Origin of the sequence: Myroides sp. NP-2, from assembly GCF_014145665.1 — a bacterium.
Classification (GTDB): Bacteria; Bacteroidota; Bacteroidia; order Flavobacteriales; family Flavobacteriaceae; genus Flavobacterium.
This window is the reverse complement of sequence record NZ_JACHTD010000001.1, coordinates 203,016-227,719: the sequence shown is the minus strand read 5'-3', so window position 1 is coordinate 227,719 and position 24,704 is coordinate 203,016. Positions and strand designations below refer to the sequence as shown.

Below are 24,704 nucleotides of genomic sequence, written 5' to 3'. Positions count from 1 at the left end.
TATAAACAAAACCTTGTTGCCCAAAAAACGTCTTTTCTCTTGATGTAAGCTAGTTAATTTTTCATCTATAGAACTCCCTAGATATAGTGTTTTTTTTACGATATAAAATAAGTACAACTGTTTTTCACTTAACTTTGCTTAAATATAAACGTGAGTTATGGATATTTTCACAGATGAATACTTTATGCGAATCGCCCTAAGCGAGGCGCAAATGGCCTTTGAAAAAGGGGAGATTCCCGTTGGCGCTATTGTAGTTTCCAACGATAAAATCATTGCCAAATGTCATAATCTCACGGAACTATTACACGATGTCACCGCTCATGCGGAATTGCAAGCAGTATCTTCCGCAGCAAATTATTTAGACGCTAAATACCTGAAATCATGCACTTTATTCGTAACTTTAGAACCTTGCCAAATGTGTGCAGGGGCCTTGTATTGGAGTCAGATTTCAAGGGTGGTCTGGGGAGCAAGTGACGAAAAAAGAGGTTTTCAGACTATGGGAGGTCAACTCCACCCAAAGACCCTTGTTACCTCAGGTGTTTTAGCAGCGGAATGCGCAGCACTCATGCGTTCGTTTTTTGAAAAGAGAAGATAAATAAAAAAGCTATGAATAAAAAAATTGTACTAACGGCCCTGTGTCTGCTATTAGCCTTCTTACAGGCTTGTAAAAAAGAGGATGCCCAAGACTTTCCGCTTTCAGATCCCAAGGATTTTAGCGAGTATATCACGGCCTTCACAACAGGGATGATTTCATCCAAATCACCGATCGACATTGCCCTAACCAAAAATTGGGGTGAATGGCAAGATCAACAAGAAGTCGATGCTAAATTATTTACCATTTCACCTGCTGTAAAAGGGAAATTGCATTATTTAGCCAATCAAACCTTGCGTTTTGAACCGGCAGAGCGCCTGAAACAAGACCAGAAATACCACATTAACTTCCACTTGGGTAAGCTAACTCCCGTGGAAGATGCCCAACAAACGTTTTCTTTTTTGGTACATACTGTACCTCAGCAATTCACAACTGAGTTTACTGATTTACAATCCGTCGACAAAGACAATTACGTCCTACACGGAGTGATTAAATCCAGCGATTGGGCCAGTACAGAAACGATCAAAAAGATAGCGAAAGCACAACAAGGCAAACAAGGACTTGAACTATCTTTTCAAACAGCAGATATCCAAGAGACAAAAGAATTTCCCTTCAGTATTCGAGGGATAAAACGCCACAAAGAAGCTTCGGAATTAACCTTAACTCTTGATGCTAAGCCCCTGCAATTGGAGCAAAAAACAACGCAAACCTTTGATATCCCAGCCCAAGATGTTTTTGAGGTTCACCAAGTATTAACAACACTTGGAGATAATCACTCGTTTGCAATTAACTTCACGAATCCCGTTAAAAAGAATCAAAGTGTAGAGGGATTAATCCGCTTACAGGGTTATGAAAGCTTAGCCCTGACTTTTTTAATCGAGGGAAATCTAATCAAAGTATACAGTGAAAAGGCGCTGCCAGAGGAAGCCATTCTAATGGTGCAAGAGGGAATTGCAGATAGCTATGGCAACCGATTGAATGCAATTCACACGCAACCCATCAGCTTTGCTGTTCCGAAACCCGAAGTACAATTACTTCAAAACGGAACTATTTTACCCTCTTCGGAAAATTTGAAAATCAACTTTAAAGCCACCTCGCTAAGGGCTGTGGACGTAAAAGTGTATAAAGTATTCCAGAACAATATTTTGCAGTTTTTACAATCCAACAACTTGGATGGTTCCTACTCTCTTTATAGCGTTGCAGCGCCCATTGCAAAAACAACGATCGAATTGACCAATCCAGATCCAAAAGCGCTCTTGAGATGGAATGCCTATGCTTTGGATTTATCTACTTTAATTAAACCAGATCCAGGAGCTATTTACCACGTAAAATTCTCTTTCAAAAAAGCCTATGCACTCAACTGTACACAAGAGACAGCGGAAGAAATAGACTTTGAAGTGGAGGAGGATTTAGAATCAGAGGAGGACGAATACGAGTACTACTACCGCTATTACCCATGGGAAGAACGCGAAGATCCATGTTCTGACGCTTACTATTACTATACGCAAATGCCAAGCGCTAACGTGCTTGCTAGTGATTTAGGTATTATCGTAAAAGGTGGAAACGACAATGTTTACACAGCGATTGTAACGAATATTTTAACTACAGCACCTGTCAATGGAGCAACGGTTGAATTTTATAGCTATCAACAACAATTGTTAGCGACAGCAAAAACTGACGGTGATGGAATTGCCAAAGTAAATCTCGGCAAAGCCAAAGCTTCTTTTGCTCTGGCAAAACAAGACAACAATACCACTTACATCAAAATCGATCAGGCCAATGCGCTTTCAGTAAGTAATTACGATGTGGACGGCGCAACCTTACAAAAGGGAATGAACGGTTATGTCTATACAGAACGCGGCGTATGGCGTCCTGGCGACGATATTCACATCGGATTTATCCTCGATGATATTGCCAACCCTTTACCAGATAATCACCCGATTAAATTGACGCTATCTGATCCTTTTGGAAAAGTAACCGAACAAATCGTGCAAAAGAAAAATGTTGCCAACCACTATGCGTTTAAAGTAAAAACAGATACAGAAGCTCCAACAGGAAATTGGGAGGCGATTGTCCAAGTAGGAGGTGCAAAATTTCACAAGCGCATTAAAGTAGAAACAATTAAGCCTAATCGCTTAAAAATAAAAAACAATGCAGAAGGGAAAACTATCGCTTCTGATGACTATAACAAGAAAATCGACTATACAGTAGAATGGCTACAAGGAAGTACGGCTAAAAATTTAAAAGCCGAGGTACAAATTAAATTACTACCTGAACAAACGACCTTTAAAACCTATCCGAATTACCGATTTAACAACAGCTTATCTTCCTATGCAACAGAAGATATCAATGTGTATTCGGGTAGAACAAGTGAAAGCGGAACATTCTCGTTTTCGCTTAACTTAAAGAACACTGTTGAGAATTCCGCTATGTTAAAAGCAATTTTAACGACCAAAGTATATGAAAACGGCGGTGATGTATCGACAGATGTTTCAACTCTTACCTACTCTCCTTATGCGAGTTATGTAGGAATAAAGGCTCCTGAAGCTAATAAATACGGATATTATGAAACGGATAAACCGTTGGCCTTTTCTATTGTAACTGTAACTAGTGACGGTAAAGCATTAGGGCAAAACGTACGCGTAGATGTATACCGCAAAAAGGGATACTGGTGGTGGAGTTCGAACGAGTATGGCGTATCCAATTACAACGCTTCGGACTATTACAGCCTTTATAGTACAGATCAACTGACGACCTCTTCAAATGGAGCTACTAAATTCAAATTAAAGATCCCCGAACAAGACTGGGGCAACTACGAAGTAGTGATTACCAACTTAAACAGTGGGCATATCGCTTCTCAACAAGTGTATGTCGATTGGCCGTATTGGTCTGCCAAAACCAAACACAGAGAAGGAAAAGAAGCAATTGCCCTGTCAATTGCTACGGATAAAAAAGAATATACTGTTGACGAAAAGATCAAATTGTCTTTCCCTTCAAGTGAAGGAGGAAGAGCATTAGTTTCTGTAGAAAGTGGCAGCAGTGTATTATCTACGCATTGGGTACAAACCAAACAAGGCGAAACGACATTTGAATTACCTGCAACGGCGGCTATGGCTCCGAATGCCTATATAAACATTACCTTGATTCAGCCACATGCCTATACAATTAACAATTCGCCAATTCGTCTATATGGAATTGCGCCAATCAGCGTATACAACAAGAAGACTAAATTAGAGCCTGAGATAATCATGCCAGAAAAATTACGTCCAGAAGAGAAATTCACCTTAAAAGTCAAGGAGAAAAATGGAAACAAAATGACGTATACGGTAGCCATTGTCGAGGATGGATTATTGGATCTTACGCGTTTTAAAACCCCGGCTCCATGGCAAAATTTCTATAGTAAGTCCGCACTTGGTGTTCGCACATGGGATGTGTTTGACTACATCATTGGAGCTTATGGCGGAACTATTAATCAAGTATTTAGTATTGGTGGGGATGAAGATTTAGGCGCAGGGCAAGTCAAAAAAGCCAATCGCTTTAAGCCTGTTGTTATTTTCTCAGGTCCATATACCTTAGAAAAGGGCAAAACAGCTTCACACGAAATCAAATTGCCGAAATACATCGGTTCTGTTCGCACGATGATCGTCGCTTCTAACACGGAACACAGAGCCTATGGTCATGCGGATAAAACCGTTAAAGTAAACAACCCATTAATGATCTTAGGTTCGTTGCCACGACGCGCAGTTCCTGGAGAGAAAATCACCTTACCTGTTACGGTTTTCGCCATGGAAAACCACGTGAAAAACGTCAAAGTTTCCGTTAAAACAGATGATAAATTTAAAATTAGCGGCTCGTCTACACAACAAGTAACCTTTAGCGAACCTGATGATAAAATTGCGTATTTTGAACTAGAAGTAGGCAACAAAACGGGAATTTCAACAATTGATATTGAAGCTACTTCAGGAAAAGAAAAAGCCACGTATAGCATTGAATTGGATGTACTCAATCCAAACCCAGTGACTACGCGTACACAAATAGTAACCGTTGATCCACAAGGTCAAGAAAACTTAGATTGGGTTCCTTTTGGCATTGCAGGAAGTAACAAAGCTACTTTAGAGCTTTCGACCTTCCCGAACATCAATTTGACCACCCGTCTCAATTACTTGATTACCTTCCCTCATGGTTGTACAGAACAAATTACCTCTGGTGTGTTTCCGCAGCTTTACCTCGCTGAGCTAATCACATTGGATGACAGCAAAAAACAAAGCATCCAACGCAATGTAAACGAAGGGATTCAACGCTTGGCACAACGTCAGTTCTCCGATGGAGGATTTGCGTATTGGCCAGGGAACAGCTATGCCGACGATTGGGCAACTTCCTATGTAGGCCACTTCTATCTTGAAGCAGAGAAAAAAGGATATGTACTACCGGTGAATAGCAAAGCAAACTGGATCGCATACCAACAAAAAATGGCCCGTCAATGGAAGTACGACAAACGCTATAGTTCTGATTTTGCTCAGGCATATCGCTTGTATACCTTGGCCCTAGCCGGACAAGCGGACGTTGCTTCCATGAACCGATTAAGAGAGACTCAAGGTATTTCTACAAATGCTAAATTCCGCCTCGCAGCAGCCTATGCGCTTGCAGGACAAAAAGAAGCCGCTCAAAAATTAATTGCCAACCTTTCCTTGGATGAAATTTCAGGATATTCGTACTATGGCTCTTATGAACGCAATTTAGCTATGGTTTTAGAAACGATGATGAACAGCGGAGCGAACAAAGTGAAAACACATGAATATGCCATTGAACTAGCGAATAAATTGGGATCATCTCAATGGATGAGCACGCAGACAACGGCCTATGCCCTAAACGCAATTGCTAGCTATGTCAACGTGCATAAACCAAGTGATGGAATCAATACGTTGTACGCATACAACGGACAAGAGGCTAAGGTTAATACAACCAAAGCCATGGTGAGTACAGAACTAAAGAACATCAAGTCGAACAATACTTTGATGGTTCAAAATAAGAGTAAAGCTACCCTTTATGCGCGTTTGACTTCCAGTGGAATTTTACCTGTGGGAGAAGAACAAGCAGATCAAAGCAACTTGACAATCCGAACAAACTATCGCTCAACCAATGGTGTAGCAATAAATCCAAGTAGTTTACAACAAGGAACTGAATTTGTATGTGATATTGTCATCTCAAACACTAGCAACCGAAGTATTGAAAACGTAGCATTAACGCATATTGTTCCTTCGGGTTGGGAGATTGTAAACTTGCGCTATACTGATGCAGGGGGCGCGCAAAACCAAGTAGACTATACGGATATTCGCGATGATCGAACCATGTTCTACTTTACGTTAAACGCCAATACAAGCAAAACCCTACGCGTAACCCTAAACGCTTCCTACTTAGGAAACTACTACTTACCTGGGGTACAAGCCAATGCAATGTATGACAATACTTATCGCTGTCGTACCATCGGCCAATGGGTGGAAGTAATTAAATAACGGAATTCTAAATCAATACAAAATACAGGGATAACCATATCCCTGTATTGCTTTATATGAAAGTCAGACCCAATGTAAAATGGCGGACGTGGAGCACGAAAAAGAAAGTAGGCTCTATTTTGATAGGGATCGCCTTGATTGCCTATTATTTTTGTTTGCCTCAAACCCTATTTGAAAAACCCTATTCAACCGTAATTGAAAGTAAGGATCACCAGTTACTAGCGGCACAAATTGCAAGTGATGGTCAATGGCGATTTCCCGCTATGGATCAAGTACCAGAAAAATTCGAAACGTGCATCATTGCCTATGAAGACGAATATTTCCAATACCATTGGGGATTTAATCCCGTTTCCATTGTCAAGGCATTTGCCTCAAATTTATCGGCTAAAAAAGTAAAACGAGGAGGAAGTACCTTAACCCAACAAACCATTCGATTAGCGAGAGATGGAAAAAAACGCACCTATTTTGAAAAAATAATAGAGCTGATTCAAGCAACTCGATTGGAATTTAAGTACAGTAAAAAATCAATTGTAAGTCTCTATGCATCCCATGCTCCTTTTGGGGGTAATGTGGTGGGACTCGATGTTGCAGCATGGCGCTATTTCGGAACTTCGCCTGAGCAACTCTCCTGGGCTGAATGTGCAACTCTAGCAGTATTGCCCAATGCACCTCGTTTAATCTATCCGGGAAAAAATCAAGAGATTTTGCTCCAAAAGCGCAATGCTCTACTGAAAAAACTACTAGACAGGGGACGTATTGACCAAAGTACCTATGCGTTGGCCCTTTCAGAACCTTTACCCCAAAAACCACATGAACTGCCACAAATTGCTCCTCACCTGCTGCAGTATATTGCAAAGACAAACAAAGAAGAGCGCTTGACAACCACTGTGGATTATGCTGTACAACAACGTGCCAATGCTATTGTGAAGAACTACTATTTACACTATAAACAAGCCGAGGTTTACAATATAGCCGCGCTAATTGTCGATGTAGAAAATCGCGATGTCATTGCCTATATTGGAAATTCACCTACTACCGTCGCCCATCAAAAGGATGTAGATATTATTCAAGCGTCCCGAAGTACGGGCAGTATTCTAAAGCCATTTTTATATGCGGCAATGCTCGATGATGCATCCCTTTTACCGCATCAATTGGTCGCTGATATTCCCGTTGTAATCTCCGGTTATAAACCTGCGAATTTCTCCAATAGCTATGAAGGAGCCGTGACGGCCAATGAAGCGCTGTCGCGTTCTTTAAACATTCCTTTTGTCTTACTGTTACAACAATATGGTGTGTATCGCTTTTACGACAATTTACAACAACTCAAACTGAGTTCTATCAATAAATACCCCGATCACTATGGTTTATCGCTTATCTTAGGAGGAGCGGAAAGCAGTTTATGGCAATTGACAAGAGCCTATGCAGGCATGGTGGGCACAGTCCATTACTACAATAAAGAACAGGCGTATCGCACCGAAGAAATGCAAGAGCTCAATTGGAAAGCGGGGATTGCTTCATCCTTTGGAGAAACATCTAAGGAGAAAACGATTTGGGGTGCAGGAGCCATTTACAATACATTTGAAGCCCTAACTAAAGTAAATCGACCCGAGGGTGATGAAGCCTGGCAATATTACGACTCAGCCCTTAAAATCGCGTGGAAAACGGGAACGAGTTTTGGCGGACGCGATGCTTGGGCCATTGGGGTCAACAAAAAATACGTTGTCAGTGTTTGGGTGGGAAATGCCACAGGCGAAGGACGACCTTCCATTAGTGGGGTTCGCATGGCAGGCCCCATTCTATTTGATCTATTCAAGCTATTGCCCAAGCAAAAAGAGATGCCCATTCCTTTGAACGACTTAGAAGAAGTAGCCGTTTGTACATCCTCGGGTTATCTTGCAGGTCCTACTTGTCCTCAAACCAAAATGAACCTTATTCCGTATCGGGCAAAGAAAACCGCACTATGTCCCTATCACAAACTCGTGCACTTGGATGCTTCCTTGCAGTATCAAGTCAACAGTCAGTGTGAAGACATCGAACAAATCCGCCCTACACCATGGTTTATTCTACCGCCAACGATGGCGTATTTCTACAGAAAATCACATAGTGATTACCAAGACTTACCGCCTTTTAGAGGGGATTGTATCACCCAAGATCAGTTAAAAAAGATTGAGTTTATATATCCTAAACACGGGGACCACATTTACCTGACCAAAAACTTCTACTCTGAAGTACAACCCTTTATTGCCAAAGCGAGTGCGAGTAGCGCCAATAAAGCGTTGTTTTGGTATTTAAACGAACAATACATTGGTACAACAAGCCAATTTCACGAAACAGCCATTCACGGTAAATTGGGGGTTAATTACCTGACCATTGCTGATGAGCAAGGCCATACCCAGACAATTGAGTTCTATCTGGAGCAGCAAGACTAACAAAAAACCCAAAACGGATGCCGTTTTGGGTTTTTCGTTATTCTGATATTTCCTTTCCTTTATCATCAAAGAAATGGTATTCTAAATACGTGTAAGCGTCACGCGGTACAATCTTGATCCATTTCTTGAACTCCATCCACCACTTCATGCGCAAGGAGGGTAATCCTTTGGTCAGATAAGCTGCCACAAAAGGGTGTGTATTCAAGATAATTTTGCAAGATGGATCTCTTGCAATAATATTTTCGATGTGGGCTCTAATTTTGTCAATAACTAAAATTGGAGCTTCAATCTCACCATGCTCGTTGGGATCCTCTTCTCGAGTCTCGATCGACACTTCTGGACGAACGCGTTGTCTCGTGATTTGAATCAATCCAAATTTACTAGGTGGCAAAATTTTGTGTTTGGCTTTGTCATCGCTCATTTCCTCTTTCAAGAAATCATAAAGGGTCTTTCTATTTTCTGGGTTGCCCATATCAATAAAATCAACCACAATGATTCCGCCCATATCTCTCAATCTCAACTGACGTGCAATTTCTGCAGCGGCAATTAAGTTAACTTCAAGAGCAGTGTCTTCCTGAGATTGTGCTTTGTTTGAACGATTCCCGCTATTCACGTCAATGACATGCAACGCCTCCGTGTGTTCTATGATTAAATAAGCACCTTTGCTCATAGAAACGGTTTTACCAAAAGAGGTCTTTATTTGGCGTTCAATGCTGTATTTTTCAAAAATTGGAACTTCTCTCGATTGGTAATGTTTTACAATCGACACCTTAGTCGGTGCAATTTCTTGTAGATAGTCCTTGGTTTGGTAATACAGATCCTCATCATCAGTAATAATACCAGTAAAAGTATCATTAAAAACATCTCGAAGAATGGAGGAAGCTTTATTAACTTCTCCCAATACTTTAGAGGGATGATGTGCGGTTGTTAACTTTTTGCACATATTGTTCCACTTGGCCATTAAGTTGCGTAAATCTTTGTCGATTTCACTGACTTTCATGCCCTCAGCAACTGTGCGTACGATTACTCCAAAACCTTTGGGTTTGATGGATTGCACTAATTTTTTTAGTCTATCTTTTTCCTCTTTAGATTCAATTTTTTGCGAAATTGAAATGCGATTGGAAAAAGGTACAAGTACGACGTATCGACCTGCAATGGACAATTCTGAACTAATACGAGGTCCTTTTGTTGAAATAGGTTCTTTTACAATCTGAACTAATAAAGATTGATTGGCACTTAGTACATCAGTAATGGCACCATCCTTATCTATTTCATCTTCAAAAACAAAGTTTTCTAAGGCGTAATCTTTTAATTTACCTCCACTTACAAGTTTAGTGAACTTTAGTAGCGTTTTTAAGTTCGGACCAAGGTCGTGATAGTGCAAGAACGCATCTTTTTCAAAACCTACGTGTACGAACGCAGCATTCAATCCGGGAACGGGTTTTCTAATTTTAGCGATAAAAATATCCCCTACTTGAAAACCATTTCCTTCATCAGCTTCACGCTCTCTATGTAGTTCAATTAGTTTTCCATCTTTTAATAAGGCAAAATCTACTGTATCAGAATTCGACCTAATAATTAGCTCTTTATTCACACTGTACATTTTTATCCATACTCATTCATTACACTGTTTTGTTTTTTTTGGAGAATCCTTTCAAAACAAAATGAGTTTGTATAGATGGATTAAACATTATTTTAAAAAACAAGTAGACACTTGTTTATTCCTTCTTTAACTTGATAAGATAGTTATCAATGAACGTATTTTAAACTTTCTTAGAAAAAGAAAAAAGTAGTATTAAACTACTTTTTCTTTTTGTGACGGTTAGCTCTCGCTCTTTTTTTACGCTTATGCGTTGCTACCTTATGTCTTTTTCTTTTTTTACCACTTGGCATAATGTGTGTAATTTAGAGATTAATAAATTATTTTACTTTTACTTCTGTGTTTGATTTTACACCTTCTACAAACACTTTAGCTGGTTTAAATGCAGGAATGTTGTGAGCTGGAATTCTAATCGTTGTGTTTTTTGAAATGTTTCTTCCAGTTTTCTCAGCTCTTGTTTTGATGATAAAACTTCCAAAACCTCTTAAATACACATTTTCACCTGTTTCTAACGACGCTTTTACTTCATCCATAAAAGATTCTACTGTCGCTTGAACGTCACCTTTCTCAAGCCCTAATTTCTCTGAAATTTTAGCTACAATGTCCGCTTTAGTCATTTTAGATATTAATTATATTTGTTGTTGTCCGTTTTTTTTAGAGTGTGCAAATATATTAATTTATAATCCAATAATTCAATCTTAATCGATTAAAATTTAATTATATATCGTTTATTTTTGCGCCAGACACTTTTTAAACATGATTTTCTCTAACAAACTAATAGCTTGGTACTTAGACAACAAACGTTTTTTACCTTGGCGTGAAACAAAAGATCCCTATTCCATTTGGCTATCAGAAATTATTCTCCAACAGACGCGTGTAGCACAGGGATTACCCTATTTTGAGGCATTTAAACGGTCTTATCCTACTGTTTTTGATCTGGCAAATGCACAAGAAGACGATGTTTTACTGCTTTGGCAAGGCTTAGGTTACTATAGCCGCGCGCGAAATTTACATGCAACAGCCAAAAAAGTCGCCTTTGAACTTGATGGTCAATTCCCTACAACTTATAAAGAGCTTCTCACATTAAAAGGCGTTGGCGACTATACTGCTGCCGCAATTGCCTCTATTGCATATGACGAAGTCGTTCCTGTAGTCGATGGGAATGTTTTTCGAGTTCTCGCACGAATTTACGGAATTACATCTGATATATCTACTCAAAGAACAAAAAAAGAATTTCAGCAGCTTGCCGCTAGTTTAATATCCCAAGAACAACCTGCTACATTCAACCAGGCCATCATGGATTTTGGCGCCTTACAATGTACCCCAAAAGGCACGGATTGCTCCCCTTGCCCCTTCATTTCCACCTGCGTTGCCTATCAGACCAATCAAGTGGATAAACTCCCTGTAAAACTCAGTAAAACCAAGGTTAAAAACCGATATATGGACTTCCTTGTTTTTATAGACGACGCAGGTAACACCCTACTAGAACAACGCACACAAAAGGATATTTGGCAGAACCTATACCAATTCCCCCTAGTTGATCGCTTCGAAAATACACCTGCAAATATAGAAACACACTTGCAACAACACTATTCCAACTATACCGTAACCCAACTGGAATGCCTCAATTCAGAGGTGATTATTCACCAATTGTCGCATCAAAAATTACACCTTCACTTTTGGTTGGTGAAAACACCAACACTCACTGGGAATACTGTTCGTTGGGGTGAATTAAATAAATTTGGTTTTCCGATTGTAATTCATAACTTTATTCAATCCTTAACCGTATAATTTTTGCACTTATGAATGGCACACTAAACAAAGTTATCCTCATTGGTCACCTAGGCGAAAATGTCAAAATACACTATTTTGAGAATGGAAATTGCATTGGGCGTTTTCCTTTGGCGACTAACGAAGTTTACTTCAATAAAACAACCAATGAACGCATTAACTCTACGGAATGGCACAACATTGTAGTTCGAAATAAACAAGCAGAAGTATGTGAAAAATACCTTACCAAAGGGGATCGCATTTATATAGAAGGAAGAATACGAACTAGACAATGGACATCGGAAGAAGGAATACAAAAGCAAATTGTAGAAATTATCGTAACAGAATTCATGTTTCTTGACACTAAAAAAGACAGCAACAGAACCGTTACACCAGAAGAAATTGAACGCAAAAAGGCAATCGACAACTTCTCCATTCCGGGAGAAAACAACGATGACAATTTGCCTTTTTAATCGGATAAGTAAATAAACCCTATGTTTCACAAAACATCCGCGCGATACAGCGCTGCCTTTTTAGGATTACTACTAGCACTTGGTTCTTGCAAAAAAGAAACCACACCCAAACCCAATGCTTATTTAGCACTGAACTACCCAACACAAGAATATAAAACCTACGAAAATTCATACCATCATTTCACTTTTGACCTGAATAAAAATGCTACAGCCAAAGAATTGAAATCAACGGCATTTGAAATTCACTATCCCGAAATGAAGGCGACTATCTTTATGAACTATAAAACGGTTGACAACAACCTCGATGTTCTATTGAAAGATGCACAAAAGTTAACTTACGAACACTTCATCAAAGCAGATGAAATTATTGAACAGCCCTTTCTCAATGAAAAAGACCGCGTTTTCGGTATGTTTTATCACGTTGGAGGAAATGCGGCAACAAATGTACAGTTCTACGCTACAGATAGTGTAAAGAACTTCGTAGTAGCTTCCCTATACTTTTATGCCAAGCCCAATTTCGACTCTATTCTTCCTGCTAGTCACTATATCCAACAGGATATGCGACAAATGCTTGAATCGCTAAAATGGGAGAAAGCTGCAATAGACAACTAATAAAAAAACACATAAAAAAAGGCCTTCGACAACCGAAAGCCTTTTTTTATTGCATCCTATTAAAGATTTTTTACTTCTAAATTCTCTACTTTGTAAATGCCATTTGCAATTTTTTGAACCGTATTGGTAATCGATTCTCCATTTTGTTTGGCATCGTCAAAGATCACTTTAGCTGTTTTAGTGTCAAAGTCAACCACTGCCTCTTTTACACCTGGCAATCCCGTTAGCTTACCCTCAATCATTTTTGCACAGCCTAAAGCACATGTCATTCCTTCAACCTGAAATGTAGCTTGTTCCATCGCACCTGCTACTTCATTCGATTCAGTTGTACTTACTTGCTCCACTGCTTCTACTTGCTCTTTCGCTTGTTCGTCAGCTTGCTTTGTTTCTCCTTTACAACCTACTAAAAAGATTCCGCCTACTAAGGCAACTAATCCTAGCTTTACTATTTTCATCTTCTTCTTGTTAACTAATTGATTTATACAATGCTTTTGTCCTACAAAAATACAAAAAAAGTACATGCTCTTCCCTTTGTCATTCAGTCTTTTTATTTTGAGAATCAATCACAAGGGTCGACGCAAAAAAAAGTCGCTATTCATTTAGAATAGCGACTTCATAAAAAGAATTATAATTAATTTTAAAAAAGATTATTTAAAATCTGCATCCGAAACTCCTTCGTTAACTTTGATTTCCTTCACTTTCATTTCGATTTCAATTCCCACATTCATCGACTGAACAAAAGGAAATTTAATTCCATTAACCTCTTTATAGTCTGAATAGTTCACAACTTGTTGCATTTTTTGTCCCATTTGCTCCAATTCTTGAACAGCAGCGACTTTCAATCCTGTAGTTGTATCGTAATACGTTGTGGTATTACCTGCTTTTACTCCGTATGCATCTACTCCATTGATGGATTCAATTCCCGTTAATACTGCCGCTGCATCTACTTTTAATTCAGCAAATGGCGTTGCCTCAGCTTGAGCGTCTTTCAACTCATCTCCTGTAACATCTGTTTTTTGACCTTGAATGATGGTATATCCCATTTTTGGTGTAATCACCTGCTTAGACATCACCGTACCCATCATTTTTTGTTCTGAAGACAAATATCCGTCTTTCACTTTATTTACCATTTCCAACTTCATACCTTGTACTTCAGCCTCGCTAGTAATTAAAAGTGATTTCACAGCCTTTACTTTATCCGCTCCACCAATAGCCTTAATGTAAGCTGCCAAGACTGTTTCTACGGTTACACCTGCTGCTACTTCTTTTTTGAATACAGGCTTTTCAACTGCATTTGCTTCTTTGTCATAGAAGAACATCGGTTTATTCAATCCTTCTAATCCAGCAACAACATCTGCTCCTTTTCCAACAATTACAATACGCATATTCTCATTTAAGAAGTACTTTTGCGCTGCTTTTTGAATATCTGCTGCTGTTACAGCATTAATGCGTTTGATGTAATTCTCGTAAAAATCAGCAGGCAATTTGTGTAGCTCTTTATTTAAAGCATATCGGGCTACTGTTTCTGGTTTTTGAATTTGCATCACAAAGTTCCCGATGTATTTGGCTTTAGCCATTTTCAATTCTTCATCCTTTACTAAGGTTGTACGCATCAATTCAATTTCCTTGATAAATTCTGTTACAGCACTATCCGTTACGACGTTACGCACTGATGCACTCGCTCTGAATTTACCAGGGTATTTACGCGCAACACTAATAGAGGAATACGCACCATATGTCCATCCATGTGCTTCGCGTAGGTTTAAGAACAAGCGTCCTTCACCACCTCCTCCTAAGATTTGATTCGCCAAAATTGCAGCAAAATAATCGTCATTGGTCATTTTTAAATCTACTTCATTGACTAAAGCAATCTCAGACTGTACCGCATTGGGCATGTTGACAAAATCAATTTGCGTTGACGCTACATTTTTGTTGGTAGCTGCTTCTTCAAAAGCGACAGTTGATTTTTTCCAGTTGCTGAATAATGATTTAACTGCCTTTTCTGTTTTTTTGTAATCTACATCACCAACCACTACTAAATAAGCGTTATTTGGTGTGAAATACTTCTCATAATGTGCTTGTACATCTGCTAACGTAACATTCGATACGGTCGCCTCAGTTTCAAATTCTCCTGCCGCAGTGTTCTTTCCATATAACAAAGCATCTTCTACACGACTTGCAACTGCAGAAACGCTCTTCTCACTTGTTTTTAAAGATTCTATTACCTGCGCTTTAGCCTTGTCGAATTCTTCTTGTGTAATTACAGAATTTAATGCTCCATCCGCTAATAGGCCTAAAATAGTTTCATTATACTTTGACAATCCACTAGCAAAAGCTCCACTAGAGAAAAACTGAATATTTGCTCCTAAGAAATCAATTTCTTCATTGAATTGTTCTTTGGACATTTTTTTTGTTTGATTCCCTAATACTTGAGATAAAATAGAGGATACACCTGCTTTTTCTCCTTCAACAATGGAAGGATTATCTATCGTTAAGGTATAAGATACTTGTGGTAATTTATGATTGGGAACCACTAAAACTTTCAATCCATTTTTTAGGACAAAAGAAGTAGGTTGTCCTACGTGTACCGCTGGTACTGGTCCTGAAACCGGTTGTTTTCTGTCTTGCGCTTGTAGTTGAGCAGCTGCTAAAGCAAAAACTAAACTAGCTGCATATATATATACTTTTTTCATTTTTCTTTGTCTTGTTTAGCATTAGTTATTCGCTTCCTTCTCTGGAATATAATCTAGAATTAATCGTTGATTTTTATTCAAGTATTTTTTAGCTACCTCACGGATTTCCTCGCGGGTGATGTCTTTGTACAACTCAATATTTGTATTAATTAGATTGGTATCTCCATAAAGCAAGCTATACGTAGCTAAATTATGTGCTAATCCTTCTAAATTAGCATTTTCACTCACGTAGTTATTTTCCAATACGTTTTGTAATTTTTGGAAGTCGCGCTCCGAAATTAATTCTGTTTGTAATTTCTCAATCTCTTTATCAATTTCAGTTACTAAATCAGCGGTTGTAAACCCTTGCATAGGCAAACCAAAGATTAAATAAGCGCCATAATCTTCTTGACTCAAGTTGAATGCCCCAATTTCTAATGCTTTTTTCTGCTCATCAACAATTTTCTTGTACAATCTTGAGCTTTTTCCTCCAGATAAAATAGTAGAAATCATATCTAATACACGTGCATCACGTGTTTTCATTGATGGCGTGCGGTAAGCTTGCACCAACATTGGGATTTGAACGTTTGGATCTTCGTATTCAGCTCTGATTTCTTTTGTAATTGGATCTTCCTGAATCGCTACACGTGTAACAGGAGTCCCTTTTTCGATTGTACCAAAGTAATGATCAATCCACGTTTTCGCTTGTTCTTTTTCAAAGTCACCTGCCACGACTAACACGGCATTATTCGGAATATAGAATTTTTTATTAAACGCTAAAAACTCCTCTAATGTTGCCGCGTCTAAGTGTTCCATAGAACCAATAGGTGCCCAACGATACGGGTGTTTTTTAAATAAGTTTTCTTTTACTTGAGGTAATAATTGTCCGTAAGGTTGGTTATCCATACGCAAACGCTTTTCTTCTTTTACCACTTCATTTTGGGTATCTACACCAATTTGATTGATAATAGGGTGCATTAAACGCTCTGACTCCATCCACAAAGCTAACTCTAAGTTGTTTGATGGGAACACCTCGTAGTAATACGTTCTGTCATCCGATGTATTGGCATTGTTTTGTCCTCCGTTTGCCGTTACTAGTTTGAACCACTCTCCGCGTTCTATATTTTTTGTTCCTTCAAATAGCAAATGTTCAAAGAAATGTGCAAAGCCCGTGCGCTCAGGATTTTCATCCTTCGCCCCTACGTGATACATGACCGATGTGATAATTACAGGAGCTGATTTATCCTGATGCAAAATAACTTTTAGCCCATTATCTAAAGTGTATTCTTCGAATTCCACTTTTTGAGCTGACGCAGTCATTCCGTAAAATAATGCGCCTAAAATCAAGAGTGATCTTTTCATTTTTTAGTTTTTGAATTTAGTTTATAGCTCTATAAGACGCACGAAGTAGTCTTTTGTTACAGTAGATCTCTTTTTTTTGTGACATTTGTTTTTTTGCGCATAAGCAAACCGCAGAATGAACAAAATCAACTCTTAACCACTAACTATTAACTATTTTTCTTTTAAAAAAGATTTGACCAATTAAAAAAGAATTGTACATTTGCACACTTAAATAAACCTTAATAATTTATTGTTATGTACGCAATCGTAGAGATAGCTGGGCAACAATTCAAAGTTAGCAAAGACCTTAAAGTTTATGTTCACCGTTTGGCAACAGAAGAAGGAGCGACTATCACTTTTGATAAAGTTCTTTTAGTTGATGACAACAATAACATTACTGTAGGCGCCCCAGTTATAGAAGGTGCTTCTGTAGAAGCTAAAGTTTTACAACACCTTAAAGGTGACAAAGTAATCGTTTTCAAAAAGAAAAGAAGAAAAGGTTACAAAAAGAAAAACGGTCACAGACAAGCTTTGACTCAAATCGTAATTGAAGGAATCAACTTCGGTGGAGCAAAGAAAAAAGCGACTAAAAAAGAAACAGCTGAAGCAGCTGAGTAATTAACAATTTAAAATTATAACGTCATGGCTCACAAAAAAGGTGTCGGAAGTTCAAAGAACGGTAGAGAATCAGAATCGAAACGCTTAGGTGTTAAGATTTACGGTGGTCAAGCAGCTATCGCTGGAAACATCCTTGTAAGACAAAGAGGTTCTAAGCATAATCCTGGTGAAAACGTTTATATGGGAAAAGACCATACTTTACATGCTAAAGTTAACGGTGTTGTTAAATTCCAAAAGAAAAAAGACAACAAGTCTTACGTTTCTATCGAACCATTTGAAGCTTAAGAATCTAGGTTATCTGTCTATACAGATACAATGATTACAAAATAAAAAAAGGTATTGTGAAATTTCACAATACCTTTTTTTTATGGGGTCGAATGTGCTTTGTGCGTTGCTCTTTGTGCGTTGCTCTTTATCTCACCTAGTTTATAATTGCTTTGGTGTTCGATGAATATTCGCTACGCTACGATTTGTGCGTTGTGCTTTAATTTTGAAACTATCTTTTATAACGATTAATTTTGTTATAAAAAGAAAAAATTAAACAAACCTTGTGAAGGGCTCCGCTCACCAAATCCTCACAAAAAACAAAAAAAACACGCACAATCTCTTATTCGCTATTCTTATTTAGAAAAAATAAAAATAATATTGCACATGTCGTTTTTCTTATTTATTTTTGGTCTAAATTAAATTATAACTAAAAACATAATAATAATCTACTCATGATGAAAGTAACTAAACTCTTATCTGCTTTTGCAATTATGGCGTTATTTGCTGTAGGTACTACTAGCTGTTCTAGTGATGATGACGTAATCAGAAAAGAAGACAACAAAAATGGACAAACTGAAGTTGGTTCAGAATTGCCATTTGAAGGAACTTACGCTTATGCGCATGCTGGAAACCCAATTCCATTTGAGTTTAAAAAGAAATCAATCGCGATGCAAATGTCATTAATGGCAGGAAGCGGTCAAGAAGATGATACCTATAATATCATCAAAATTTACAAAAACAAGGACAACGTATTAAAAGTTGTTTCTAAACATTCAAAAGAGAGTGAGTACAAAGCTTTCTTCTTGCGCAACATCAAAGAGGGAGAGTCATTAGACATTAATATTGATTACTCATTCAAATCTGAAATCGAAGCAATCGAAGCGGTTTTCCCTCCAAGTGGAAACGGAACACCAGACCACGCAAACAACAAATTTAGCTGGTTAAAATTGACTAAATCTGGTGGTGAACAGCCAGTAAAAATCAATTTACCTGTACAAGGAAGATACGTTTTCTCTCAACAAGGACATACCTACTACTACACTTTCGGTAATACAGTAGTGAACTTCAATGATTCTTATGATATGAAAGTGTTACAGCACAACACCAATACCAACAAAATCTTATTAGAAGGTACAGGTGAAAAAGCAGGATCATTCTATGTGGTTCAATTGAAAAATATTACAGAAAACACAGTAGATGTAGCAAGATTAACGTTTGGCGAAGCAGACGCTAAAACAAAAGCTGAAGCTGAATTTGCATTAGCATCAGAATTAACAGGGGCTAGATTTAGTACTTATGAAAAAGTAGGTGCTGATGGTGGTGAAACTACACCAGCATTTGCCGAATTAAACGGTACCTATCTTTCTGCTACAATTGGAAATAACTTAGGATACTATCAGTTCACGGTGGGCGAAAACAACGAAGCATTCTTATTCATGGGAGATTTCACTGGATCAGGTACATTCTCTGAAGGTGGAAAATTAGAATTGAAAAAAGTTTTTGAGGACGAAACGAAAGGACAAATCATTTTCGAAATCACTAACTCTGAAGGATACTACGCAGAAAGAAATGGACAATTCTTAACGTTATATGTTAAAGATTACTCAGATGGGAGAAAAGCAACATTTGCAATTGCAACAAAAGGTGGTGTAACATCTATCTCTACGAGTAAAGGAAACGTTATTGGAATGACATTAGAAGAAGCAAAAGCGCTCGCTGCTCCAGATGCAATGAAAGTATGGGACGGAGGAATGATGGCTTACGCTCACGTTTGGATTCCAACAACTAAAAAAATATAATCGCATTTCCATATTTGTTAAATAATGAAAAAAGGCATTTGAAATTAATTTCAAATGCCTTTTTTTTATTTGGTTACTTTAATGGTGTGATATAATTCTAGTGCTTTACCATCGGTTAACATGGAGACAAAATGACAAATACTCATCAATCGTTCATATAAACTATCACTTTCTACAATATAGCGCTCAGGCAAAAGTTTTAAAATTAATCCATCGTAGTGATTGTCTTCCCCATAATAACGGTTATTTGTAGCTGTAATAAAGCGCTCTAAAAGCGTTTCTATCACCTGATACCCTATGATCTCTTTTTCAATTACTTCTTTGCTTTGATAGACGTTATTGATGCTCACCGCTAAGATGTCTTTCATCTGTGCGATATAGGAACATTTTTCAGTTAAAGCAAAAGGGTAATCTCCTGCCAAAATCTTTTCTTCATTTTCGATAAACAAACGCGTCACATCGTCAATTAAACTACCAATGGCCAAAGCCCTTAAATAGCTTACTCGGTCTTCTTTGGAGTTGAGTTGAGAATACTTTTGGGTATTAATGCTATTTTGCACAATCATAATCAAGAATTCTAAGGCGTGTTCTTCGGGAATCCACCCTAGATTAATCCCATCTTCGAAATCAGTAATTGTATAACAAATATCGTCGGCTGCTTCTACCAAATACGCTAGCGGATGGCGATAAAAAGCCGTTTCTACACGATCGTCTTTCATGATCATACCCAGTTCAGAGGCTACATCAATAAAGGCTTCTTTGTCTCCCTGGAAAAAACCGTACTTCTTATCTGAGATATCTCGTGTGGGTTTTTTAGGTAAACTCTCTTTTGGATATTTCATAAAAGCACCTAATGTTGCGTAGGAAATACGCAAACCGCCATCAATACCAGGACGAGATTTAGTCAAAATAGAAAAACCATTGGCATTTCCTTCAAAATCAATCAAATCCTGCCATTCTTTTTCGGTCAATTGGTCTTTGAACACCACGCCTTTTCCGCGGCTAAAAAAATCGCCAATCGCCTTTTCTCCTGAATGACCGAATGGAGGATTTCCGATGTCATGTGCTAAGGATGCTGCGGCGACAATCGCACCAAAATCATTTACGGTATAGCCGTATTCTTCTGCTAAAAATGTATATTTCTCTAGTAACTTTGCCCCTACATTGCGTCCAAGTGAACGACCTACTACAGAAACCTCTAAACTATGAGTTAAACGCGTGTGAACAAAATCAGTTTTTGACAAAGGGATCACTTGTGTTTTATCTTGTAAACTGCGAAAAGGCGAGGAGAATATAATACGGTCATAGTCTACTTCAAATCCTATTCGCGTCTGACTTTCATCTAAGCGATTACGTACAAAGGTGTCGCCGTGCTTTTTTAAAGACAGCAACTTTTCCCATTTCATCATAAATTCTATTCTTTTGATTCTTTACTAATTTTCTAATTCTAATTGGCTTGCAATAATATTGTTCTTTACTGTGCGGAAAATATGTGTTTTGGCTTCTGCATAGGAAATATCATACAATCGCTCTACTTGAGCATATTCTTCAGGATAAAAAGCTAGCATCTTATCGTAATACTTATCCAAAGCCTCCTTTTCTGGAGCGGTATACTCCAGCTTGACCTCGAATCGACGCACTAATGCCTCATCAATCATCTGGATTTGATTGGTAGCCGCGATTAAAATTGATTTTTGTGGGAGGTTGTCGATTAGCTGTAAAATAGCATTTACCACGCGTTTCATCTCGCTATTATCCTTGTTGTCATAATCGCGAATTTGACCTAAAGAATCAAATTCGTCAAAAAACAAAACGGCACTTTCATATTGAATTTCTTTAAATAGACTTTCGATGTTTTTGGCTGTTTCACCAAGTTTAGCGGAAACAATGGTCGCCAAATTCACAACGATCAACTTTTTGTCCAATTGCTTGGCAATTGCTTTTGCTGTCATTGTTTTGCCGCACCCCGTTTTGCCGTATAACAAAATTTTATTACTTACTGGAAGATTGTATTTCGTCAAAATTTCACGAAACTTATACTCCTTTAAGAACGCTTCGATTTCCCTTGCTACTGTTTCGGTAAACATAACGTCTTCCAAACGCGTATCCGTTCTGTCGATATAATACAAAGAACTCATCTCAAAATATGATTTGAACATTATTAACTACAAATATAAGCTAAAAAAAACGTTAGCTTCCCATGAGAAACGCTAAAAAAGCAGGGCAAAATCACCTGCGTTTTTTTTAGATCCCATGCGATTAAAACTTGGGTTTACGTCCATATTTGTTGGGTAATTCAACTCCTTTCAGCAAAAAAAGCACAAGGAGCACTGGGACATTTAAAAAGGGAATCAGCAGTGTTAGGGCGAATATTCCGTGCCAGCTTACATCGTGTAATCGTCGGGCGGAGCAAATAATCGCAAGGTAAATCAACACCGTCGAGAGAAAAGAGAAAGTATCTTCGTATTCGAAAAAAGGTTGCCCTAGATAAACAACTACAAACAAACTGCCTAAAAGAGCCATACGCAGGGCGTAATCTTTTCTTGAACTTCGCCCTACTGGTGCTAAAAAACCCCAGCCCCAGGAATAAGGCGCGGTATAATTTGCAAAATCATCGCGATGCGCTTCTGTAAATCTCAACTGGGTTCCATTGTCTAGTTTAATGACTTTTTTAACTGGTATCGAGCTGTAATTATTGGTGACAGTTAGCTCAAAAAAGAGGTATTTTGTGCGCATTTCTCTAACGCGATATACAACCTTTCCTTTTAGTTCATCCATATACCCCAAGGGATAAATGCGTATTATATCGGCATTTTTGCATTTCCAAGAAATTTCAAGGATATCTCCTACAAAACAATAGGTTTGATTACAAGAAAACTCAACAATTTCAGGTTGATAAAGATTGGCATAAGAGGTCGTAGATGAAGCATAACCAGCGTTAGTAGCTCTTGACGGTTCTGCTGTAGTGCGAAACAACGTCAAATCATAGGCTTTTCGCGTAACTTCATTGCCCAAAGTCTCATATGCCTTAACTACTTCGAAAAGCTTGTGCTGATACGTCGTATTGCCTTGATTCATATCGGGATGATACAACTTAGACAAGCGGCGAAAGGCTTGTTTAATCTCACCCGAAGTAGCCGTGGGTTCAAGCTCTAAAATAGCGTAATAACTAGGCATACACAATTGTAAATTAAGAAGTGAATTCATAGCCAGATATCGAGCCTTTAGCAGCATCTAGCAACTGTACAATGTAGAAAAAAAATTGGCTACCCCACAGGGGATTGCTAAAATATTTTTTTGCACTCCCCCAGAATAGAGATTTAGTATTAGATATACGATACAGTTGCAATAGGTATACAAAAAAAGACAGAACCTAAATTCTGTCTTTGCATGTTCTATATCGTTCGCTTTTCCTCTACTCTTCGTCAGCCAAGAAAAATTTCATGGATTTCATTGGATAAGCCGTTCTACTCTTTCCACTTGGATTAGCAATAACCGTTTTGATACTAATCATATCCCCCAACTTAAATTGAGCTTCTGTGTATTGATAATCGAGTAAGTATGGTCCACAAAAATAGTTTCCCAATTCGTCCTTTTCAATAATACCTCTAAATATTCCTTTTTTCGTTTCTTTCGACATGGTCTTGTGATTTTAATGGACAAAGATACGTTATTTTGTGTACGGTTTACTATTCATAGTTTGCCTTCTATCTTATACTGTCAACCGTAAACTAAAAAGGCAACTCTTTCGAGTTGCCTTTTTGATATTATAGTTCAAAAGCTTTTTTAGGATTGTTATCCAACAATAGCTCTGTTGGGTTTTCTAACGCTTCTTTAACTGCTACTAAGAAACCTACTGACTCACGTCCGTCGATGATACGGTGGTCATATGATAAGGCTACGAACATCATTGGGTGAATTTCAACTTTTCCGTTTACTGCGATTGGGCGCTCAATAATATTGTGCATTCCCAAGATACCAGATTGTGGAGGGTTGATAATAGGCGTTGACAACATTGATCCAAATACACCACCATTTGTGATTGTAAAAGTACCACCTGTCATCTCGTCTACAGTAATTTGTCCATCACGTGCTCTTGTTGCTAAGCGTTTAATTTCAGCTTCAATTCCGCGGAAAGACAATAATTCAGCATTGCGAACAACTGGCACCATTAATCCTTTAGGTCCAGACACTGCGATTGAAATATCACAGAAGTCATATTTAATTTGCTCTTGTCCGTCTATCATTGAATTCACGTCTGGATACAATTCCAAAGCACGAGTAACAGCTTTTGTAAAGAAAGACATAAAGCCTAATCCAACACCGTGTTTAGCTTTGAAAGCATCTTTGTATTCGCTTCTCAATTTGTTTACGTTCGTCAAGTTAACTTCGTTGAAGGTAGTTAACATAGCTGTTGTGTTTTTAGCTTCTACTAAACGCTCAGCCACTTTACGACGCAACATAGACATTTTTTTACGCTCTTCTCCTCTTGGTCCTCCCGTTGGTGTTCCCATTGAGTGTTTCGCGTTTAAAGCATCTTCTTTTGTGATTCTACCATCTTTTCCTGTTCCAGTAACAGTAGCAGCATCAATGTTTTTTTCATCTAGTATCTTTTTAGCTGCTGGAGAAGCTGTTCCTGTTGCGTAAGTTGCTGCTGCAGGTGCTTGTACAGGCTCTGCTTTTGGCGCTTCTGCTTTTGGTGCTTCAGCTGCAGGCTTAGCCTCAGTAGAAGAACCTCCTGCTGGTTTTGCAGCACTAGTATCGATTAAACAAACTACTTGACCTACAGCCACTGCGTCACCTTCCTCTGCTTTTAAAGTAATGATTCCACTTGCTTCTGCAGGCAATTCTAATGTTGCTTTATCTGAATCAACCTCAGCAATTGCTTGGTCTTTTTCAACATAATCTCCATCTTTTACCAACCAAGTAGCAATTTCAACCTCTGTAATTGATTCACCTGGTGAAGGAACTTTCATTTCTAAGATGCTCATCGTATATTCTTTAATTAAATATTGTTA

19 protein-coding genes are annotated in these 24,704 nt (G+C 38.3%); 9 read left to right on the top strand and 10 right to left on the bottom strand.

What is annotated here, in order from left to right; all coding sequences use genetic code 11:
- Positions 1–157 precede the first annotated feature (157 nt).
- From H4K35_RS00990 to pbpC, 3 genes are read left to right on the top strand one after another with little or no spacing between them, the layout of a single operon-like run.
- Entirely contained in the window at positions 158–595 is a 438-nt protein-coding gene (locus H4K35_RS00990) for a nucleoside deaminase (RefSeq protein ID WP_182625521.1), read from the top strand.
- A gap of 11 nt (positions 596–606) precedes the next feature.
- Complete coding sequence (locus H4K35_RS00985; protein ID WP_182625520.1) at positions 607–6,105, top strand: alpha-2-macroglobulin; 5,499 nt, start codon at positions 607–609, stop codon at positions 6,103–6,105.
- A gap of 56 nt (positions 6,106–6,161) precedes the next feature.
- Complete coding sequence (pbpC, locus tag H4K35_RS00980) at positions 6,162–8,534, top strand: penicillin-binding protein 1C (protein WP_182625519.1); 2,373 nt, start codon at positions 6,162–6,164, stop codon at positions 8,532–8,534.
- Positions 8,535–8,571: 37 nt separating this feature from the next.
- Here pbpC and H4K35_RS00975 read toward each other — a convergent pair whose 3' ends face one another.
- Both H4K35_RS00975 and H4K35_RS00970 read right to left on the bottom strand, forming a co-directional pair.
- Positions 8,572–10,128, bottom strand: coding sequence for a ribonuclease E/G (locus H4K35_RS00975; protein WP_182625518.1), 1,557 nt, complete (start codon positions 10,126–10,128; stop codon positions 8,572–8,574).
- Positions 10,129–10,454: 326 nt separating this feature from the next.
- Positions 10,455–10,751: an HU family DNA-binding protein gene (locus H4K35_RS00970; RefSeq protein WP_002989807.1), complete on the bottom strand. Its 297-nt coding sequence runs from the start codon at positions 10,749–10,751 to the stop codon at positions 10,455–10,457.
- A 139-nt stretch (positions 10,752–10,890) separates the two neighbouring features.
- Between H4K35_RS00970 and mutY the strand changes: the two genes are divergently transcribed.
- Genes mutY through gldD form a run of 3 tightly spaced genes read left to right on the top strand, consistent with a single transcriptional unit; the run spans position 10,891 to position 12,989 of the window.
- Positions 10,891–11,925, top strand: coding sequence for an A/G-specific adenine glycosylase (gene mutY, locus H4K35_RS00965; protein ID WP_182625517.1), 1,035 nt, complete (start codon positions 10,891–10,893; stop codon positions 11,923–11,925).
- 11 nt (positions 11,926–11,936) lie between these two features.
- On the top strand, positions 11,937–12,377 hold the full coding sequence (locus H4K35_RS00960; protein ID WP_182625516.1) for a single-stranded DNA-binding protein: 441 nt from the start codon (positions 11,937–11,939) through the stop codon (positions 12,375–12,377).
- Positions 12,378–12,398: 21 nt separating this feature from the next.
- On the top strand, positions 12,399–12,989 hold the full coding sequence (gldD, locus tag H4K35_RS00955; protein ID WP_182625515.1) for a gliding motility lipoprotein GldD: 591 nt from the start codon (positions 12,399–12,401) through the stop codon (positions 12,987–12,989).
- A 59-nt stretch (positions 12,990–13,048) separates the two neighbouring features.
- On the opposite strand, the gene H4K35_RS00950 is transcribed toward gldD, so the two are convergent.
- The 3 genes from H4K35_RS00950 to H4K35_RS00940 form a co-directional block, all read right to left on the bottom strand.
- Positions 13,049–13,444, bottom strand: a complete 396-nt coding sequence (locus H4K35_RS00950; protein WP_182625514.1) for a heavy-metal-associated domain-containing protein — start codon at positions 13,442–13,444, stop codon at positions 13,049–13,051.
- Between the two features lie 192 nt (positions 13,445–13,636).
- Entirely contained in the window at positions 13,637–15,682 is a 2,046-nt protein-coding gene (locus H4K35_RS00945; protein WP_182625513.1) for a pitrilysin family protein, read from the bottom strand.
- 21 nt (positions 15,683–15,703) lie between these two features.
- Positions 15,704–17,023, bottom strand: coding sequence for a pitrilysin family protein (locus tag H4K35_RS00940; protein WP_182625512.1), 1,320 nt, complete (start codon positions 17,021–17,023; stop codon positions 15,704–15,706).
- A gap of 234 nt (positions 17,024–17,257) precedes the next feature.
- Here H4K35_RS00940 and rplU point away from each other — a divergent pair, with 234 nt between their 5' ends.
- From rplU to H4K35_RS00925, 3 genes are all read left to right on the top strand, one after another.
- On the top strand, positions 17,258–17,620 hold the full coding sequence (gene rplU / locus H4K35_RS00935; protein ID WP_002989791.1) for a 50S ribosomal protein L21: 363 nt from the start codon (positions 17,258–17,260) through the stop codon (positions 17,618–17,620).
- Between the two features lie 24 nt (positions 17,621–17,644).
- Positions 17,645–17,905: a 50S ribosomal protein L27 gene (gene rpmA / locus H4K35_RS00930; protein ID WP_182625511.1), complete on the top strand. Its 261-nt coding sequence runs from the start codon at positions 17,645–17,647 to the stop codon at positions 17,903–17,905.
- Between the two features lie 434 nt (positions 17,906–18,339).
- Positions 18,340–19,686 (top strand): hypothetical protein, encoded by a 1,347-nt coding sequence (locus tag H4K35_RS00925; RefSeq protein WP_182625510.1) that lies wholly within the window; start codon positions 18,340–18,342, stop codon positions 19,684–19,686.
- Between the two features lie 65 nt (positions 19,687–19,751).
- Here H4K35_RS00925 and dgt read toward each other — a convergent pair whose 3' ends face one another.
- The 5 genes from dgt to odhB form a co-directional block, all read right to left on the bottom strand.
- Positions 19,752–21,095 carry a dGTP triphosphohydrolase gene (dgt, locus tag H4K35_RS00920; RefSeq protein WP_182625509.1) on the bottom strand — a complete coding sequence of 448 codons (1,344 nt, stop codon included), beginning with the start codon at positions 21,093–21,095 and terminating at the stop codon, positions 19,752–19,754.
- Positions 21,096–21,119: 24 nt separating this feature from the next.
- The gene (locus H4K35_RS00915; RefSeq protein WP_182625508.1) at positions 21,120–21,824 is read right to left on the bottom strand and encodes an AAA family ATPase; all 705 of its coding nucleotides are present in this window, start codon (positions 21,822–21,824) and stop codon (positions 21,120–21,122) included.
- A gap of 121 nt (positions 21,825–21,945) precedes the next feature.
- Positions 21,946–22,893: a DnaJ domain-containing protein gene (locus H4K35_RS00910; RefSeq protein WP_255492326.1), complete on the bottom strand. Its 948-nt coding sequence runs from the start codon at positions 22,891–22,893 to the stop codon at positions 21,946–21,948.
- A gap of 208 nt (positions 22,894–23,101) precedes the next feature.
- Positions 23,102–23,326, bottom strand: coding sequence for a hypothetical protein (locus H4K35_RS00905; RefSeq protein WP_060872706.1), 225 nt, complete (start codon positions 23,324–23,326; stop codon positions 23,102–23,104).
- 127 nt (positions 23,327–23,453) lie between these two features.
- Positions 23,454–24,677: a 2-oxoglutarate dehydrogenase complex dihydrolipoyllysine-residue succinyltransferase gene (gene odhB, locus H4K35_RS00900; protein WP_182625507.1), complete on the bottom strand. Its 1,224-nt coding sequence runs from the start codon at positions 24,675–24,677 to the stop codon at positions 23,454–23,456.
- Between the last annotated feature and the right edge of the window lie 27 nt (positions 24,678–24,704).

Excerpts from the sequence above, each read along its gene's own strand:
- H4K35_RS00990 (WP_182625521.1), top strand. The coding sequence starts at position 158 with ATGGATATTTTCACAGATGAATACTTTATGCGAATCGCCCTAAGCGAG.
- H4K35_RS00985 (WP_182625520.1), top strand. The coding sequence starts at position 607 with ATGAATAAAAAAATTGTACTAACGGCCCTGTGTCTGCTATTAGCCTTC.
- pbpC (WP_182625519.1), top strand. The coding sequence starts at position 6,162 with ATGAAAGTCAGACCCAATGTAAAATGGCGGACGTGGAGCACGAAAAAG.
- H4K35_RS00970 (WP_002989807.1), bottom strand. The coding sequence starts at position 10,751 with ATGACTAAAGCGGACATTGTAGCTAAAATTTCAGAGAAATTAGGGCTT.
- mutY (WP_182625517.1), top strand. The coding sequence starts at position 10,891 with ATGATTTTCTCTAACAAACTAATAGCTTGGTACTTAGACAACAAACGT.
- H4K35_RS00960 (WP_182625516.1), top strand. The coding sequence starts at position 11,937 with ATGAATGGCACACTAAACAAAGTTATCCTCATTGGTCACCTAGGCGAA.
- gldD (WP_182625515.1), top strand. The coding sequence starts at position 12,399 with ATGTTTCACAAAACATCCGCGCGATACAGCGCTGCCTTTTTAGGATTA.
- H4K35_RS00950 (WP_182625514.1), bottom strand. The coding sequence starts at position 13,444 with ATGAAAATAGTAAAGCTAGGATTAGTTGCCTTAGTAGGCGGAATCTTT.
- H4K35_RS00945 (WP_182625513.1), bottom strand. The coding sequence starts at position 15,682 with ATGAAAAAAGTATATATATATGCAGCTAGTTTAGTTTTTGCTTTAGCA.
- H4K35_RS00940 (WP_182625512.1), bottom strand. The coding sequence starts at position 17,023 with ATGAAAAGATCACTCTTGATTTTAGGCGCATTATTTTACGGAATGACT.
- rplU (WP_002989791.1), top strand. The coding sequence starts at position 17,258 with ATGTACGCAATCGTAGAGATAGCTGGGCAACAATTCAAAGTTAGCAAA.
- rpmA (WP_182625511.1), top strand. The coding sequence starts at position 17,645 with ATGGCTCACAAAAAAGGTGTCGGAAGTTCAAAGAACGGTAGAGAATCA.
- H4K35_RS00925 (WP_182625510.1), top strand. The coding sequence starts at position 18,340 with ATGATGAAAGTAACTAAACTCTTATCTGCTTTTGCAATTATGGCGTTA.
- dgt (WP_182625509.1), bottom strand. The coding sequence starts at position 21,095 with ATGATGAAATGGGAAAAGTTGCTGTCTTTAAAAAAGCACGGCGACACC.
- H4K35_RS00915 (WP_182625508.1), bottom strand. The coding sequence starts at position 21,824 with ATGAGTTCTTTGTATTATATCGACAGAACGGATACGCGTTTGGAAGAC.
- H4K35_RS00910 (WP_255492326.1), bottom strand. The coding sequence starts at position 22,893 with ATGAATTCACTTCTTAATTTACAATTGTGTATGCCTAGTTATTACGCT.
- H4K35_RS00905 (WP_060872706.1), bottom strand. The coding sequence starts at position 23,326 with ATGTCGAAAGAAACGAAAAAAGGAATATTTAGAGGTATTATTGAAAAG.
- odhB (WP_182625507.1), bottom strand. The coding sequence starts at position 24,677 with ATGAGCATCTTAGAAATGAAAGTTCCTTCACCAGGTGAATCAATTACA.